General features: G+C 37.2%; 21 protein-coding genes. 8 read left to right on the forward strand and 13 right to left on the reverse strand.

What is annotated here, in order from left to right; translation table 11 throughout:
* Positions 1-78: 78 nt before the first annotated feature.
* From J2743_RS11670 to J2743_RS11690, 5 genes are all read left to right on the forward strand, one after another.
* Positions 79-1,203, forward strand: coding sequence for an AAA family ATPase (locus J2743_RS11670; protein WP_209627401.1), 1,125 nt, complete (start codon positions 79-81; stop codon positions 1,201-1,203).
* A complete protein-coding gene (locus tag J2743_RS11675; RefSeq protein ID WP_209627403.1) occupies positions 1,200-2,804 on the forward strand; it encodes a hypothetical protein in 1,605 nt (534 codons plus the stop codon). The genes J2743_RS11670 and J2743_RS11675 overlap by 4 nt, the downstream gene beginning before the upstream one ends.
* Positions 2,805-2,818: 14 nt before the next feature.
* The gene (locus J2743_RS11680; RefSeq protein WP_209627405.1) at positions 2,819-3,055 is read left to right on the forward strand and encodes a hypothetical protein; all 237 of its coding nucleotides are present in this window, start codon (positions 2,819-2,821) and stop codon (positions 3,053-3,055) included.
* A gap of 53 nt (positions 3,056-3,108) precedes the next feature.
* Positions 3,109-3,684, forward strand: a complete 576-nt coding sequence (locus J2743_RS11685) for an FmdB family zinc ribbon protein (RefSeq protein WP_209627438.1) — start codon at positions 3,109-3,111, stop codon at positions 3,682-3,684.
* Between the two features lie 70 nt (positions 3,685-3,754).
* Positions 3,755-6,070 carry an ATP-dependent helicase gene (locus tag J2743_RS11690; RefSeq protein ID WP_209627406.1) on the forward strand — a complete coding sequence of 772 codons (2,316 nt, stop codon included), beginning with the start codon at positions 3,755-3,757 and terminating at the stop codon, positions 6,068-6,070.
* Positions 6,071-6,076: 6 nt separating this feature from the next.
* Here J2743_RS11690 and J2743_RS11695 read toward each other — a convergent pair whose 3' ends face one another.
* Together J2743_RS11695 and J2743_RS11700 are read right to left on the reverse strand one after the other, a co-directional pair.
* Entirely contained in the window at positions 6,077-6,457 is a 381-nt protein-coding gene (locus tag J2743_RS11695) for a HEPN domain-containing protein (RefSeq protein ID WP_209627408.1), read from the reverse strand.
* Positions 6,423-6,773, reverse strand: a complete 351-nt coding sequence (locus tag J2743_RS11700) for a nucleotidyltransferase domain-containing protein (RefSeq protein ID WP_209627409.1) — start codon at positions 6,771-6,773, stop codon at positions 6,423-6,425. The genes J2743_RS11695 and J2743_RS11700 overlap by 35 nt, the downstream gene beginning before the upstream one ends.
* Before the next feature lie 60 nt (positions 6,774-6,833).
* On the opposite strand from J2743_RS11700, the gene J2743_RS11705 reads away from it, so the two are divergent.
* The gene (locus J2743_RS11705; RefSeq protein ID WP_209627411.1) at positions 6,834-8,018 is read left to right on the forward strand and encodes a PD-(D/E)XK nuclease family protein; all 1,185 of its coding nucleotides are present in this window, start codon (positions 6,834-6,836) and stop codon (positions 8,016-8,018) included.
* 302 nt (positions 8,019-8,320) lie between these two features.
* On the opposite strand, the gene J2743_RS11710 is transcribed toward J2743_RS11705, so the two are convergent.
* From J2743_RS11710 to J2743_RS11755, 10 genes are all read right to left on the reverse strand, one after another.
* Complete coding sequence (locus tag J2743_RS11710; protein ID WP_209627414.1) at positions 8,321-8,959, reverse strand: hypothetical protein; 639 nt, start codon at positions 8,957-8,959, stop codon at positions 8,321-8,323.
* Positions 8,960-9,224: 265 nt separating this feature from the next.
* Positions 9,225-9,527 (reverse strand): HEPN domain-containing protein, encoded by a 303-nt coding sequence (locus J2743_RS11715; RefSeq protein ID WP_209627416.1) that lies wholly within the window; start codon positions 9,525-9,527, stop codon positions 9,225-9,227.
* A complete protein-coding gene (locus J2743_RS11720) occupies positions 9,517-10,011 on the reverse strand; it encodes a nucleotidyltransferase domain-containing protein (RefSeq protein ID WP_209627418.1) in 495 nt (164 codons plus the stop codon). The genes J2743_RS11715 and J2743_RS11720 overlap by 11 nt, the downstream gene beginning before the upstream one ends.
* Positions 10,012-10,145: 134 nt before the next feature.
* Positions 10,146-10,346, reverse strand: coding sequence for a zinc-ribbon domain-containing protein (locus tag J2743_RS11725; protein ID WP_209627420.1), 201 nt, complete (start codon positions 10,344-10,346; stop codon positions 10,146-10,148).
* A gap of 74 nt (positions 10,347-10,420) precedes the next feature.
* Positions 10,421-10,678 (reverse strand): type II toxin-antitoxin system RelE family toxin, encoded by a 258-nt coding sequence (locus tag J2743_RS11730; protein ID WP_209627422.1) that lies wholly within the window; start codon positions 10,676-10,678, stop codon positions 10,421-10,423.
* Positions 10,668-10,841: a hypothetical protein gene (locus J2743_RS11735; RefSeq protein WP_209627424.1), complete on the reverse strand. Its 174-nt coding sequence runs from the start codon at positions 10,839-10,841 to the stop codon at positions 10,668-10,670. The genes J2743_RS11730 and J2743_RS11735 overlap by 11 nt, the downstream gene beginning before the upstream one ends.
* Positions 10,842-11,013: 172 nt before the next feature.
* Positions 11,014-11,238, reverse strand: a complete 225-nt coding sequence (locus J2743_RS11740; RefSeq protein ID WP_342451652.1) for a zinc ribbon domain-containing protein — start codon at positions 11,236-11,238, stop codon at positions 11,014-11,016.
* A gap of 23 nt (positions 11,239-11,261) precedes the next feature.
* Complete coding sequence (locus tag J2743_RS11745) at positions 11,262-11,861, reverse strand: zinc ribbon domain-containing protein (RefSeq protein ID WP_209627428.1); 600 nt, start codon at positions 11,859-11,861, stop codon at positions 11,262-11,264.
* Between the two features lie 40 nt (positions 11,862-11,901).
* Complete coding sequence (locus J2743_RS11750; protein WP_209627430.1) at positions 11,902-12,495, reverse strand: zinc ribbon domain-containing protein; 594 nt, start codon at positions 12,493-12,495, stop codon at positions 11,902-11,904.
* Positions 12,496-12,508: 13 nt separating this feature from the next.
* A complete protein-coding gene (locus tag J2743_RS11755; RefSeq protein ID WP_209627431.1) occupies positions 12,509-13,273 on the reverse strand; it encodes a zinc ribbon domain-containing protein in 765 nt (254 codons plus the stop codon).
* A 160-nt stretch (positions 13,274-13,433) separates the two neighbouring features.
* On the opposite strand from J2743_RS11755, the gene J2743_RS11760 reads away from it, so the two are divergent.
* Positions 13,434-14,645, forward strand: coding sequence for a metallophosphoesterase family protein (locus J2743_RS11760; RefSeq protein ID WP_209627432.1), 1,212 nt, complete (start codon positions 13,434-13,436; stop codon positions 14,643-14,645).
* Positions 14,646-17,351 carry an AAA family ATPase gene (locus J2743_RS11765; RefSeq protein WP_209627434.1) on the forward strand — a complete coding sequence of 902 codons (2,706 nt, stop codon included), beginning with the start codon at positions 14,646-14,648 and terminating at the stop codon, positions 17,349-17,351. It abuts the gene before it with no gap.
* On the opposite strand, the gene J2743_RS11770 is transcribed toward J2743_RS11765, so the two are convergent.
* Positions 17,348-17,530 (reverse strand): hypothetical protein, encoded by a 183-nt coding sequence (locus tag J2743_RS11770; protein WP_209627436.1) that lies wholly within the window; start codon positions 17,528-17,530, stop codon positions 17,348-17,350. The two genes, J2743_RS11765 and J2743_RS11770, sit on opposite strands and share 4 nt — an antisense overlap.
* Between the last annotated feature and the right edge of the window lie 188 nt (positions 17,531-17,718).

Consider the following 17,718-nt stretch of genomic DNA (forward strand, 5'->3'; position numbering starts at 1 on the left):
CACTTGTAAAATCCTTATTTATAGTTGGCTTTCTCTTCATATAAGTAAATATAAAACCTGCATTATATAAAATTTTCTATGTCGTTAACTATAAATAATTTTTTAATAAATCTATCAGAATACCTTCCAGAAGTTCATGACTTTGCTATTTTTGACATCTTCTGTCACTGGTTATGTGACAAAAATTTAGGATTCTATGCGAAAGGTAATCCACTGCCATTATTAGGAAGTACCATTAAAATATCTGAGTTTGAACCCGTTTTCCTCAAACCTGAGTTCATTGAAACTAAATTAAAAATAGCATCTAAGATTAAAGAACAAGTTTGTGGAACTTTAAATAGTAGTAAACATGTTATGCTTACGGGAGCACCAGGTACTGGGAAGACAAATCTTGCAGAGGATGTTTGTAAAGTTGCAGAGGATCATAAATTTACAAAAGGCTATGTTCTAACAACAGCTACTTCTGATTGGACAACTTTTGATACTATCGGTGGTTACATGCCAGATGAATTTGGAAAGTTAATCTTTGAAGAAGGTAAGTTCTTACAGGCCATAAAAGAAGATAAATGGTTAATTATCGATGAAATAAACCGTGCGGATATTGATAAAGCCTTTGGTCAACTTTTCACTGTTTTATCAGGCCAAGGCGTTGAATTACCTTTCAAAATAAACGGAAAATCAGTTCGAATTCAACCTACTGAAGAAATTGGAAGCTATTATGATTCTGAAACAGCAACCTATCGTGTAGGGAAAAATTGGCGAATTTTATCCACTATGAATGTTTATGATAAAGATTATCTCTATGAAATGTCTTATGCATTCATGCGAAGGTTTACTTTTATTTATATTGATTTGCCCGTTGTAGAAGAATATATAGAACTAATTAACAGTTGGTGTGAGGATCTTGATGAAGTTTATATTCAAAAAATCCATCAACTTTTAGATATTAACCCCTATCGTGAGATAGGGCCTGCGATCTTTAAAGATGTGGCAGAATATGTAGCTGCCAGAAAGGAAATCGGAAGCACTGATCATATCTTAGAAGATGCAGTTCTTTCCTATATAATGCCCCAATTTGAAGGTTTAGAGAAATCTCAAATTTTGGATATATGGAAAATACTGAAATCTATCTTTGAAGATTCAGATGAAATAAAACAAAGATTGGAAGAAATTTCAACCATTAAACTGGATGACGCGAAATGATTTCTGGTTCTGCTGATGGTTGTTGGAAAGCTAAGGATCGAAAAGAAGTCCTTGAATTCATTAAACCATCACTTTATAGATACTTCTTCAATGAAGCTGTTCCTAATCTCCATGTTCCTCTAAAGGAGTTGGGACTTTCAGACTCAGATCTGAATTTCTTAAAAACTGTTCATTTTCTTTTAAGTCCTGAAGTGGAAGCTTTGGTAAATGTATTACCCAAATTAATCAGAAATCTCTCACACTCCACACAAAAGGAAGTTATTGAATGTAGGGGTGTTGTTAGAGGGAGAATTGATTGGAATTTAACTATTAAAGAAAGGTATAGTCAGGGCTTTAACGATCCCAGCCTTTTCATATGTCAACCTGCAACCAAAATGTATGATTTACCTGAAAATCAGCTTCTGAAGTTTATTTTATGGAAGATCCGTAGTTTAACTGAAACTATTGAGCTTTCTATTCCTGAAGAACTAATTGAACAGGACCAGTGGCGCCGATGGGTTGATATCATTGGTTCCAGGTATTACAAGGTCAAAAATGTCTCTAAAAATATTTATTTCCAACAAATTAGTTTACCACGTTTAATAAAACCTAAAACACTTCAAAAAGCCTACAGACACAGAAATCAATCATATGACCAGGTTGCAGAATGCTATGAACTTTATGAGAAATTATTCATTACTAATGACCAAGAAGTTCTCCGGCAACTAGTTGAAAGTCAAATTTTCGAGCCTTTGAATAATGATATGTTATTTGAAATATACGTTTTGATTAAAATTCTCAATTTATTAGATAACTGTCCAGGAGAATTAGAATTCGGACTTTTAAAACCTGGATCAAATTATACAGCTAGGTATACATTAAATGACCTTGAAATCTGTATTTTCTATCAGAAAATGCCATTAAGATTCTATGAATGTAGTAAAAATAAGGAAATTTTTGAATTTTATGATCCGAGTGTTAATTTAAGACGTCCTGACATTATGTTAAAATTCCAGAATAATAATGAAACATTTTATCGCATTGTTGAAGTGAAACGCACCAATGAAAGAAATTACATTGTAGATAGTGTTTACAAAGTATTAGGTTACCTGAATGACTTTGAGGACTGTCTCAAACCTACATCTAATCCACAAGGAGTCTTAGTTATTTGGGATGGTGCAAACATGACAGATATGGAAAATGCACTTAAACAACCTGTTTTCATCCTGCAGGATAAAAATATGGAAAAAGGACTTCAAAAAATACTTGAAATCACTCCTAATTTTGAAATTATTTTTAAGCAAGTTGACGATTTTCTTGCTAAAGTAGAAAATGAATATGATATTCGTTCTGAGGAAATTCTAACTATTTTCTCAAGAAGTTTCATGGCCACATTCCAAGAAGTTAAATTATTCATGGGTTTAGTAGCCGATTTAACTCCTGAAGACATCTTTATGACGATAGATGAGATCAAAAATCCTGATCCCATAAGACGATTTATTTGGGAACCTAATGATATAATGATCAAAGATAAGGATGGTAATATTAAATCTGAACCAAAGGATTGGATTAAATTTGGTAAAAAATGGTATGATAAACGTGAATTACTGAAAAACATCTAAAAAGGAGGATTTTTATGAACACATATTTTAAAATAGGAAGGAAATTCAAAGTTTTCAAGAATAATCAATTAGGGGAAAAAGAGGAAATTATGGATCCTGTAATTATTGAATATGTAACTAGGGAAGGACTTGTTGAAGTAGAGATTAAAAATGGCAAAGTACAGAAAATTGTAAACACCCAAACAAAGGAAATTCTCGAAAGGGATGTTTATAATGAGGAGGAATATAAATCTCCAAAAATGCTCCATTAATGAAATGATGTGTGTTTAATTATATTAATTTTCACAATTATAAGGGGAATAATATGGGATATTTGGAATGTGAAAATTGTGGTGGTCGATATGAGCTTCAGGAAGGTGAGTCTCCTGATGACTTTGAATCTTGTGAATGTGGAGGTAAATTAAGATATGTACCTTCTCCAGTTACTAAGGTAAAAAAACAAGGGATGATCACTACCAATAAAATATTAATTGTAATTATTGTTATTTTGATTTTAGGTGTAGGCATTACAATAGGAATGTTATTGACGAGTAAAGCGCCAGTTACTAACAATACTACCGATAACACCACATTAAATGTAAATAATTCTGTGAATAATACCACAAAATCAGTTAATAATGAAGATAATGAAGATAATTATATTGGTGAAGCCAAAGCCAAACAAGTAGCTATAGATTTCCTTACTGATAGAGGTGGAATGGAAACCATAAGCAAAATGTCTGTTGATTTTGTGACAATTAATGGTGTGCCACTGTATCGTGTAACATATTATGATAGTTATGTTACAGTTTACGGTACTGAGGCTGGTTGGGATGAAATATATATTGGGGCAAAAGATGGCAAGATCTATGATGATAGTGGATATATGGTAACTACTTAAAAAAATTTAAAAATATGTGAAGGGTTTTGCATCTGCTATTCCATTAATCAATAGTAAAAAGGCGATTAATTTGATCAATTGGGACGAATACCAGCAACTAGTAATTGAACACTTAAACCGAAAAATATCCTCAGAAGACAACCCAGATCAAAACAAAGCCATCAGTGCTCCCACTACTGAATCTCAGTTTTTAGTTGCAGGACCAGGCAGTGGTAAAACCACAGTCATGGTGTTGAAGATACTAAAATTCATATACGTGGATGATGTCCACCCCTCTTCTATATTAGCCACAACCTTCACCAGAAAGGCAGCAAGTGAGTTACGATCAAGAATCCTCTCATGGGGAGATGAAATACGACAAGTACTTCTTAAGACCCCTGAATTTAAAGATATACATCCCCATCTAAGACGTCTGGACTTCAACCAAATCATCACCGGAACCCTGGACAGCATATCCCATGACATTCTGAAAATACATCGGGCTCCTGGTGCAGCACCACCAGTAGTCATACAGGACTTTGTAACCAGTGCCCTCATGCTAAACATGGGTCTTTTTAAGGAAGAAAAACACCACAACGAAGACCTCAAAGACTACTTAATCAATCTCAGGGGAGGAAAATTTGGTTTCAACACCAATGAAATGTGCAAACAGTTACTGGAAATCAAAGATCGTATCTACTATGACCAGGTCAAATGGGACCAACTCGCACGAGAAAAACAGAACCAACACCCAGGATTTGAAGTAGCCTACCAGGCCATCAACGACTATCTATGCGAACTGGAAAGCCGAAGCCTATATGACTTTGCCATGTTAGAAGCAGAATTCCTGGACCAACTAAAAACAGGCAAACTGGATGATTTTCTGGAAGGATTGAAACTCATATTAGTGGATGAATACCAGGACTCCAACCTCCTCCAGGAGCAGATCTACTTCCAACTCGCCAGGGCAGCCATAAATAATGGTGGCAGTATGACTGTGGTGGGAGATGATGACCAATCCCTCTACCGCTTCCGAGGAGCCACCGTGGATCTATTCACCACCTTTTTGGAACGATTCAACAACCAAGTCAAAGGAAACCACCAGCCAGTACTCATCAACCTATCCCAAAACTACCGCTCCACCAAGAACATTGTAAAGTTCTGCAATGCTTTCTCACAATTGGATAGCACTTTCCAAACAGCCCGGGTGAAGGACAAACCAGCAATCCAACCAGAAAGAACTCCACCCTTCACTGACTTCCCTGTTCTAGGCATGTTCCGAAGGGATGTGAAAACCTTAGCAAGTGACTTATCCCAGTTCATCCAACAAGTAGTCTGCGAAGATGGATACAGAGTCCATGATTACCTGATCAAAGTCAATCCAGATGAAGGTTCACCCACAGATCTGTCCATACTCTTAAGCTCACCCCAGGAACTGGCATATGAAAAGAAAAAACTACCCGGCCATTTAAGGGAAAAACTCCAGATACCCATCTTCAACCCTCGCGGCCAAAACCTGGAACGAACCTGGGAAACACAGGTCCTATGCGGACTAATGTTAGACTGCATAGACCCCAACTGTGAAATACAGGAGTCGGTTGAAAAGCTCCCCTTCACTGCAAAAAATAACTTCAAAAACTGGAGAAAAACTGCCAGAGAATACCTCAAAACCAATCCAGAACCCTCAACCCCGGTCTCTTTAACATCCTTTGTGGAGGCCTGGCAGAAAAGACAACCCTTAGGACGTAAAACCTGGAAAAAAAATGTCCCCCTACTGGATCTTGCCTATAAACTGGTAACCTGGATACCCACCATGCAGGATGATGTGGAGGGTTTAGTATACCTGGAAGCCATCACCCGCACCATATCAGAAACTGCCCTATTCAGCTACTATGCTGGAGAGCTCGTATTCGATAAAGAAGACCCTGACCTGGAATGCTACTCTATAAAGGATGCCTACTGGAACATCTTCGTACCCTTAGCCACTGGTGCCATAAAAGTTGATGAAGGACTCCTGGACACCCTTCCGGATAACCGTATCAACATCATGTCCATCCACCAGTCCAAAGGCTTAGAATTCCCTCTGGTAATTGTGGATGTGGGCTCAGATTTCAGAACCAATCATCGTATGAATGCCTTCAAACGTTTCCCAGAAGAGGGAGGTAACTCATGTACCATGGAGGATGAGATCAGAACGTGCTCTCCCTTGGGATCACCTCAAAGACCAGGCAGAGATCGTGCCTTTGATGATCTCACCAGGCATTACTTTGTAGCCTACAGTCGAGCACAAGACGTACTATTACTGGTGGGACTTACCACCTATTCTGACATACCTAATGTGGCCACAGGATGGACCCGGAATGGTAACTGGCCTTGGGAAGGGTTGGATAATTTGATATTAATATAAAAAAGTTCATTTTAGTTCTTCAATTGCCTTTTTAATTCTGTGAAGAAAATTTTCTGCGTCTTTAAAGACATCTTCAGCCTCTCTTCTGGAAGGAGTATAATCAACATCATAATCTGCTTTAATTCTTTCTGTTTCAGCTTTTACTAACATTCTAGCATAATCTTCTTCTATGGTTCCATTTTTAATAAATTTAAGACCAAATTCAGAGATAAGGCCAGCATGTGTTCGTGGATGTATATTTCTAAGCTTCAATAGTGCCATGGTTGCATGGTATATTGAATAATATGATGTGCTTATAGAATCAGCTATCTGATTATTTTCAAGTAAAATATGGGCGGATTCCAACTTATCTTCAGATCTTTCCAGATGTTTTTCCAGTTCTTTCAAATAGAACCACACCATCATCTAATACATTGTTAATAAAAGAGTAACCCTGCTCAACTAATCTTTTAAACCGAGACTTCTCCATATCCTGAGCCGAAATATGTTTCCCATGCTGAAGCAATAGAGGAATAGAAACATCTAGAAGTTCATCAAGGGTTACATCACCCACTACGAGAATATCTATATCTGAATCTTCTCTAGCCTCACCTCTAGCCGCAGATCCAAAAAGGATAATGGTATCTACCCGATCACCATATTTTTCAAGAGCCAAATTAGCAAATTCTTGGGCAATGTTCTGATATTCCTCCTGGTTTTTCATGTTATCATTTATATCCCTGAACTTTATTAATATTTATTGTAAACATTCAAGGAGCCGAACATGTCACTTTCAGTCAGATCAAAACCCTACATAATCCCAGAGTACAGTCTCACCGGTGACCTGTTAGCCTATCTAACCTGCCCTTTACAGTACCGTTACCAGAACAAGGGAACTCTACCACCATCCATGCCTATCCAGTTATGGTTCGGGGACTTCATCCATGGAGTTATGGAGGAAGCCTACCTCAAATGGAAGGATAACGAATGGAAGGAGTTCCCCTGGGATTGGGAAACACAGATAAGACAAATTGAATTGGAGATCCATAAACGGATGGAATCCAGAGGACTGCAACCACCAGTCAACTTGTTCTGTCCCTTCACTGAGGAAGATGAACATCAGGGACTCTGCCCAGACACGCACCACCCCCATAAACTGGTGGCCAGTATCCGGGCCGAAGCCTCCATCAACACCTGGGGACCACACCTATTCCCACTGGTAAATGATAGTGAGGTCCGTCTAAAGGGAATACGTGACATGCCCCATTACCAAGAAGGCATTAGTAGATCGAATTATTATGGTGTAACTGGGATAATTGATGTTCTAAGCTCAGTTAAACTAGAAGAAGCAACAGATAAAAATCTGATTATAAAATATTTACAAAGGGATCCTGCTTTCCAGGAAAAACTATCCAATCTAGATTCTGATAAATATGAAGTTATTGTAGATTACAAAGGTATGAAACGCCCGTCTGTAGGCTCACCATCATGGGATCATCACTACTGGCAGGTGCAGACCTATGCCTGGTTAAGATCGCTACAACCAGATTCAAATCCAGTGCTTATTGGGATACTTTTCTACCTCAATGAATTATCTTTATTCAGGGAGGACTTGAAGGAGCTTAAAAGAGAAGTGAAAGAAGAGAGTACTGACATTATGCCGGATAGTGGAGACCGGAAATCTATATTAAAATGGAATCCCAAGCATAGAATGCCCCTACTTTCCGAATCTTTCAGACATTTACGTTCAATTCGTATGATGCCTATGGATAAGATTTCCCTGGAAAAATCACTCCAAGAATTCGATAATGTGGTGGCAGATATTGAAGGAAGCATCATAAATGAGGTGGATGGTCAGGTGATCCAGTCATCCTGGAAGACCAATCCTGATAAAAGGACCTGTGATGCCTGTGATTATAAGACTTTTTGTAAGAATTCAGCCAGTACTAAGAAACTTACTGTTCCTTGACTTTAGTTTGAAGTATGCATATTGGAATAGTAACAACTGCAGATTAAAACCGTGAACAAAGACGAAGGTCTTGCATTTGCTACTTCATTTGACTTGGACAGCAAGTGAAATCCTCATATCAACTACCACAATATGGCTAAAGGTACTTTGAATTATGCGCATTTAGTGCCACTTTCAAGCCGTAATATGTAAATATAAACTTTTAAGAACAGTGCTTGGAAAAGAACATAGTTTAACTAAAATTGGGATGCGTAAAACATTTCAAAAAGAATATGATGAAACTTACCTGTGATCAACTCACCCTAACTAAATAAAACCTGCCGATCATCTTCATGTTGGATGACATCCATCTGTATCCCTTTAGATTCTACTTTCTTCTTATTGAGGAAATTGATGATTTTCTCATATCTTTCAGGACTTATTCCCCTTTTTCGGATGAAAACCAAAAATATCTTTTTTCGAGCCTCTTCAGCTTCTTCAAGCTTGAATATGTCAAACTCTATAGTTTTACGCTGACATTGCCCTGTTATATATTTAAATTCAATGGCAATATCCACATATTTCCTGCCTTCTTGATCTAAATTAGTATCAACATTTTTACTGGACAATCTTTCAAATCTATCAGAAAGACCCTTAAATTCATTATAAAAATCTTCATTGAGAATGGCAAAATCATAATGACCTCTTCGAGAACTTCCCGGAACATTTTCACCTCTAGGAGGGAATGAATGTTTGCCACTTGTATATTCCTCAGAATCAATTTTATCAGCGAAGAATCTCCTCCTAGTAGGATATTCAGGTCGAACCAGATTCCCTAAATGGGATAACTTGCAGTAGAACACGTGATGAAGGTCATGTTCATTAAAAAAACAATCGTTATTGTTTCTGTATTCATCTTTTAATTCAGCTATAGCATTTTGAATAATTTCTTCTGAATTCAAATAAATCCCCCAATTAAAGTTAAATCAGATCATCTTTCCGATTGATTCTATCTTTTTTAACAAAAATAACCATATATCTACTTAGAATTTTTGTAGAGTATTGATCTGATCTTAAGTTATTCATTTAGATAGAACTCTCATTAATAAACATTAATTTCTTAGTTCGATTTCCACTGTTTCTATTAGTTTCAATGCTTTTGCTACCATGTTATGTGCTTCATTTTTGGATATGGTTCCAGATAAGTCATAAACTGCTCATTGTCTTTTACGACGCATCCTGTCCAGGCATATTGAATAATCTTTTCCCAAGATTATTTTTAGTGAATCTTACCACCGCTACATGAGATTTTCTACTGGAAGGCCGATAGCCAAGGTGAAACATGAGGGCTCTAACAGACTGAAGCATGGAGTTATAAGCAATGTTAAAAGCCCAATCATAATCCTCTTCTTTCAACATTCGACCAGCTGTATCAACATCTCTTTTAGCTAGATCCAATGAATTTACCACTCTTTTAGGGTCTGGCGATAATTTTATAGTATAACCATCATTTTCAAGCTTATCCAGCATCCAGTTCACCGATAATCATGATTTTGGGTTCACGGAGTATTTCCATGAGGAAAGGATCCTCTTCATCAATTTTTTTCTGATATTCTGCCTCTGATAGTATGATGTAGTTTATTTCACGAGATAACTTTTTCTCTAACAAGTTTAATTCACTAATTATAACATCTTCGTTTACATTTCCCACCATGAAAATGTCAATATCACTATCTGGGCCAGCTTCTTTGGAGGCAAATGACCCATAAATGAAAACCAGGTTGAGCTTGCCCCATTTTCCCATATTTTCCTTTAATAAGCGAGCAACACCCTCTGTTTTCATCACCATACTGTAAAGTTCATTGTAAAGATAAAAATCTTTATTAACCTGGAAATATTTAAGATTTCCCGCTTTTCGACTTTTTAAAAGGCCGATATCTTCCAGGTTAGACAGTTCCCTCCTTACTGAGTTTATGTTTTCATGGATTTTCTTGGTAATCTCCCTAACATACATTTCAACATCTGGATTTAACATGAAAATGGTGATAATTTTACTCCGTGTTTTTGATGTGAAAAGTTTACTCAACATGAATAAAAAATGTATTCAATTGTATAAATAATTTATTCATTGGCTTTTTCAGGAAGTGCTCACACTTTTTTATTAATATTTGTCTTCAGATTTTCCTCTAAATTCAGACCACATCCCATACAGAACTTTGCATCTGGCATGTTCACAGTACCACAAACCGGACAGGCCTCGGCATGTTTTTCCAGGGCTAAACCACACTCCATGCAGAAGCGTGCTCCCTCGGGATTTTCTGTTTGACATTGTGGACATTTCATTTTCATACAGCCATTTTCACTAAGTTATTGAATAAGATTTCATATTTATTATCTTGAAGACAATATTTACCTGAATGAATTCATTTATAAGCTTTTTTACGGGGTAAAACAGCATAAACAATTATCACATGACCCTTCTGGAGTTGAAAAAGAACCCTGTATCCACCAACTCTTAAACGATAATGGTTAGAATATCCCCTAAGCTTTTTGATATCCAGTTCAGGTACAAAACCAGTTTTTAATTTAACAATTTTCTCTGTTATAGAATCAGAGATATCTGATTCCATGTTATCCAAATTTTTCTGGGCTTTCCTATCCAGAAAAACTTTATATCTCATTTAATTCAAGTTCCCCGGCTTTTTTCCTGTTTTCAAAATCAATGATCTTTTTTATTTCATCCTCTTCTGCATCTTCCTCTCCAATAAGCCGGGAATCAATAATGCCCTCTATTTTCTCAAGTAAAAACTTTATCTGAATAATTTCCTTTTCAATTTCTGACAATGCCTTCACCATTATATAGATCAGTTTATTGGATTATTTAATTCTATCGAAACTAAAGTTTTAATGTGTCAACCAAGCCCATTTAATAACCCTCTGGGCCTAATAATCCTGATTTGGGTTCATGGGGTATTTTTATGGGAAGGGATCCCCCTCATCAGTTAGTTTTTCTTCATCAAATATAATTAGATTCAATGAATATCAATCTCTTGTTGGTTTCAGAAGAAGTCATAACGATTTCCTCTAAATTCAGACCACATCCCATACAGAACTTTGCATCTGGCGGGTTCACAGTACCACAAACTGGACAGGCCTCGGCATATTTTTCCAGGGCTAAACCACACTCCATGCAGAAGCGTGCTCCCTCGGGATTTTCTGTTCTGCAGTTTTCAAAAATTATATAACACCTATTTCCACCGTTATTTAACTAACTGGCCCAGCTTCTTCCCGATTTTGTCTGAAAATTTTCCAATAATAATCAAGAACATTTGAATAACCTTGTAGGGTTGTAACAGTATACCAACTACTTTTGCCACTGGATTTTGGTTTGACGGTTATTTCAACCCTTTCATCATCAAATTTTTTTAAAGTTACAGTTTGTTTAACTGTTTTACTACCAGCAACATAAGTACCATACATTACTAAGTTCTCATCATCAATTTGATACGTTTTCCATTCATAGGTGAAGGGACCATCATCATATTTGGCATCAGTGCCACTCATACTCCCTGAATCAATAAGTATCATGGTATCATCATCTGCCGATGTAGTTTCTGTATCAGTAACAACTACTGAAGTGTGGTTGGATGTATTGTTAGCCACCGGTGTATTACTTGTTAACAACATTGCAACAGCAATGCCAACACCTAAAATCAGTATTATCACAACAACTATGAGAACCTTGTTGGTGGTACTCATACCTGTCTTAGCTGGTAGAGAAGTTACAGAACCTAAATTGGCTCCGCATCTTTCGCAGAATGATGCATCATCATCATTTTCATATCCACAATTCTTACAATACATCACCTATTCTCCATTTAACTTCTCTACAACAAAACGAAGGTTAATAGTAATCATAGATGGTTACTGTCCAGCTTTCCAGGTCTTTGGTTGACACATGGATATCGTAGGTTCCTGAAGATCCAGTGAATTTAACAGTTTTTTCTTTAGTAGTCAGGGCATCAGTAGGTCCCCAATTTAACTCCCCTGATCCTATGATTCCAGTCAAATCACTAACATCAATATTCATGAAATTGGTATTGTAATTCATGGTGGGTGTGGCAGACATCACAACCTTGAATTGATCACCCTTAATTGTGAAGGAACGGTAATCATCATCAACCCCTGAAAAACTGGTCACTTTACGCCATTCAGCTTTATATGTAACATGTTCCTGAGATTCGCTAACTGAAAGTTGATCATTAGCAGTGTTGGCATCTTGATTTGACTGCATCAAGAGTCCTGCAGTAATCCCTAAAATAGCTACCAAAGCAACAATTACCACTATCAATAATTTAGTAGATGAGGACATACCACTTTTTTCAGGATATTCACGCTGTCGCCTTCCGAAATCAGGATTTCGTCCTAATTCAGCACCACATCTCTCACAAAATGTAGCATCTATATCATTTTCATGCCCACAGTTTTGGCATATCATAATTCGACCCCCATTACTTAGTTACATTCTTTAAACCATTTTTAAGGAAGACACCAAAGGAACCTCCCACTGCACCGGAAATAAAGACCATTATCAGGATGATCATGCCCTTAATAATAGTGAAAAAGAAATCTAAAAACCAACTATCTGAAGTCACAGTGCTTGTTCCTAATGAGGAAGCACTTGTTGATGAATAGGACCCAAATGCGCTTGACATGGCTGCTGCAATTCCCATGGTTATAAATAACATAACCCCTATCACAAAGCCTAATATTACCAGACCAATCAAACTTAAAAACAACCCATTTATAGCTCCATCTTTAAAATCTTCACATCCAACAATACCGGTAGCAGTGCCTCCACAAAATACCATCACAATCAGGACCTGACTTACATATATCGAAACATCTAAACTGGCAGAAGCAACAATCGAACCAAACAAAAAAGACCCTATAATAAAAACTATACAAGAAACACCAAGACCAATAAACACAGAAAATAAGTTTATTTCATCATTCAAACGAGTAAATAAACTTTTATCCATCTTTTTGCCGCAATTTCTGCAGAACAGTGCAGTTGCTTTGTTTAAAAAATTACAGTGCGGACATTTTTTTATATCTTCAACAGTTGATTTTTTATTTATTTGATCAACGGGAGAATAGGTTTCAAAAAATTTTAAATTTCCCCCACATTCACATTTATCAGAAAAATCATCTGGTGATTCACCATTTTCAAGTTCGTATCTTCCCCCACACATATCACATTCTAAATATCCCATAAATTGCCCCTCCAAACAATACTCATTGTCCCATAAGAACAAAATCAATGATCACTTAAAAAATAATTTATTAATCTAAACATATTTAATATTTTAGTTGTAATAACATCATAATAAAAACATTCATAGTTTTACTATAAACCATGTAGAGGGGATAAAAATGGTAAAATTCTTACACACTGCTGACTGGCATCTGGGGATGAAGTACAAACAGTTAGGGGATAAAGCACCAAAAGCCAGAAATATAAGATTAAAAACCGTTAATAAAATTCTTGAAACTGCTCGTGAACAAAATGTTGATTTTATTTTAATTGCTGGTGATATCTTTGACAGTAACCAGGTAGACCGCAACCTAGTGGGTACAGTTAGTCAAATGATTTTGCAAATATCACCCACACCAGTCTACCTACTTCCAGGTAACCATGACCCCCTAACCAGGGACTCCCTATATCATGATCCTATCTGGGAAAAGCCAGATAACCTAACCATATTCCGTGAGAAAGAACCAGTAGTAACCGGTAACTGCACCTTATATCCCTGCCCAGTTAACCAGAAACAATCACAGGAGGATCCCACTGCCTGGATTGATTCTCAATCTAATGATTTTGGCCTTGGTAGGGACATGTCTATTGGAGTGGCCCATGGCAATCTCCAGGTGGACTTCATAGAAGATCCTAACTTCCCCATAAACCCGGCAAGATGCGAAACTTCAGGACTGGACTACCTAGCACTGGGAGAATGGCACTCCTTATTCTGCCACCCAAATACAGAGGGAACCATTAAAACAGTATATCCTGGGACACCTGAAACCACCAAATTTGGTGAGGACAACAGTGGAAAAGCAGTCATAGTCCAGATAAATTCACCTAATGATACTCCCCAAATCACCCCACTGGATGTGGGGACATTAACCTGGCAAAAACTATCAAAAAAAATCAACAACCCATCCGATGCCCAGTACCTTGAATCAGAACTCAAAAGCATAGAAGAACCCCAAAATAATGTCATCCTGCTCAAAGTTAATGGAGTAACCGACCAGGAAACCATCAGCCAACTATCCAAGTTCGAAGATAAATACAGTAACCACTTCATGAAATTCCAAGTATCCATGGATGAACTATACCTTAAACCTAATCTTTTAGAATTAAAAGCCCTGCTACCCGAGGGTGCAATTGTAAACCAGACCTTCGAAGCCTTAATGGCACTTATGAAGACCCAGCCAGACATCCAGGAATACTCAGATCTCAACAGGGAACGCACCCATGAAATCTTCTCCCAGCTCCAGAATAAGGATTTAATAGAAGGCCTCACACCAGAGGTCCTGAACCGGGCATTTCTCCTGATGTACCAGATGATCAAGGAGGCCAACTAGATGAACATCCAAACCATCCACCTGAAAAACTGGAAAAAATTCACAAATCCCATCCAGATCCAACTCCAAGACGGTTTAAACATCCTTTACGGCCCCAATGAAAGTGGGAAAACCACCCTCATTGACTCGGTCATCACCACTTTCTACTCCAAACACACCAGTGGATCCGGGAAAATCAAATCCCTCAAACCATGGGGAACCTCCCTACATCCATCTTCCCAAATCACCTTCACCCAAAATGGAGAAATCTACCGCATAACCAAGGGATTCAAGGACAAAAAAAGCATACTGGAAAAACGTGATACTGAAATCTGGAAGAAAATAGCAGAAGGTGACCAGGCAGACCAACAACTCCTCCAACTGGTAGGTGGGCAACTAGCCACCCGAGGTGACACCAAACCAGAACAATGGGGTCTAGGTCAAACCCTGTGGATGGTCCAGGGAACACCTATCATAAATGATAACCTTAACGATGAAACCTTATCCTCACTACAAAGCATGGTGGGGGCTACCATCGAATCAGACAAGGAAAAGAAAGTCCTGAACAATATTAGATCCAGGTTTCAAGAAATTTACACCGATAAAACCAAGACACTCAAAAAGGGAAGCCAACTCAAAAAAGTAGGAGATGAAATAAAAACCTTAAAAAACGAATTACTCCAATCACAGCTAAACAATAACAAAAAGGATGAACTCGTCCGTAAAATTGAAGATACTGACATCTTATATGGTCGTAACCAAAAAAATCTGAAAGAAGCAATTAAAGAAAGGGATGTAACCGAATTAGAAGTTGAGGATGCCCGTCAACATCAAAAAAACAGGGAAGAATTAGAAAGCCAGATACAGGGTATCAATGCCAGATATGAAACACTCCAGAAGAAGATGGAAGAAATCAATGAGAGCCACCAGGAAATAGCCAATATCCAATCTGAATGTCAACAATTACAACAACAACAACTCCTTCCTCTAAATGAGGAATCAAAAGGTCTTGAAGATAACCTCAAAAATAAACTCCAAAAACTGGATGCCACTAACCAAAAGATTGACCAAGCCAATGATGAGAAGAGCATTGTTGGTATTGCCCATACCACAGTAATGGATGAACAAGCATTAGACTCTATGAAAGAACGATACCGTGAGATAACCCAACTTCACCATGATTTAAACCAAATAAAAGAAAAATTAAATACAATCGTGGCCCCATCACCCAGTCAAATGGAGAAAATCCAAAAACTCACCTCCCAGATTAACAAAACCAACATCAGCCTCCAGGCCATGGGTTTAACCCTTAATGTCTCACCACAAGCATCCCTGTCCGGGGAAATATCCTTAGATAACAAAGTAACCCCATTTAACGTTACCGAAGATGTTTCATGGACTGCCAATCAATCATTGAAAATAAAAATAGATCAGGTGGGAGAATTCGAGGTTAAAAGTGGTAGTCAAGATGTAAAGATCATGAAGGAAGAACTCCAAAAGATGCAGTCTGACTACCAGGAAATAGTGGCACCCTACGGAACCGAAGAACTAAGTGATCTTCAAAAGTTAGTAATAAGGAAAGACTCTAAAGAAAAAGAAATTGGCAGAATCCAGGCTGATTTAAACAAAAGGACTGATAAATCACCTGAACAACTCCAGCAGGAGATCATTGCTTTGGAAAATAAGATTAAACTAAATTGGAAGAAAATCCCCAGTGATTCTCCCTACAAGGCCTGTGAAGGTGAAGATAAATCAGAAGTAAGGGATGAACTTTCCAGTAAGATCATCCTACTGGAAGATTACATAAAAACCCAGACCCAAAACCGAAACCAATTGAATGTGGAGATCAAAACAGAAAGAAAAACCCTCCAGGAACTGGAAGAAACAGTGAATGATAAAAAAACTTACCTTCACGGAAAAAAACAGATCACAGAAGAGATAACCAAGAGATTGAAACGTTTAGAGGATGATAACATCACCTCTGAACAAAGAGAACAACAACTGAACCAGTTATCTGTTGAACTTGACCAGAAAAAGAGGGCCTGGCAGGTATATCAGGACGAAATAGAAGAAAAAGAAAAACAACCTTTAGGTGCTTTTGAAGGTCTTAAAAATAAAGTGGAAAGACTCAAAGAAGAGATCCACCAGCAAGAAGTAAACAAAGCCAGCTGGGAAAGTCAACTGCAAATCCTCATCAGCCAATCTACAGACACTAATCTCATAGAAGAAAGGTTGGAACAACTCCAAAACAATGAAAAAGAATTTCAAACCGAGGCTGATGCATTGAAACTGTTATTCCAGCTCACCAACCTTTACAGGGAAAATACCATTGGAGAACTCTCTGAACCTATCCGTAAACATGTAACTGAAGATCTGGAAAAACTGTTAGGTCCTAAATACTCCCTTGTTTTTAATAAACAGATGAAACCAGAATCAATCGAAGTTGCTGGTGAGGAAGCATCTATTGATCTTTTATCCTTCGGAACCCAAGAACAGGTATGGTGCTTGTTCCGCCTGGCACTGGGAAACATCCTGAGCAGTAATGAAAAACAGTTAGTAGTTCTGGACGATCCCTTAGTTAACACGGACCCGGCTAGGATGCATAGAGCTCTGGAAATACTCCAAGAAAACGCTCAACACATGCAGATCATTGTGGTAACCTGTGATGTGGATAAATACAATTCTCTTACTGATGCGAATTTTATATCTATGGATGGAACTATTTAAAGGGATAAATCAACTACCCCAACAGTTATTGGAAATTTTAATAAATCATGTGTTACAGAATAATATTTAAGTAATAAATTATTTTTAAGTAATAAATTATTTTTGGTTAAAGCTATTAAAAACCAGTAATCTTCAAGTATAAAATTTCCTGTTGTACTGATCCAAAAAGAATTATCCATTTTATAAACTCGAAAATACTATTTGAAATTTAGAAAGAATTTGTTTGAAGGTAGAGATCTATGTCAAAAGATCAAAAATTGCAAAAGAATAATATAGAGAATTTCGATTATCTGTTAGATCTTTGGATATTTAAATTTTTTATTGGATTGAATTCATGGTTTAAACTGTTTAATTTGGCAAATACATA

Source organism: Methanobacterium petrolearium, assembly GCF_017873625.1.
In the GTDB taxonomy this organism is placed as follows: domain Archaea; phylum Methanobacteriota; class Methanobacteria; order Methanobacteriales; family Methanobacteriaceae; genus Methanobacterium; species Methanobacterium petrolearium.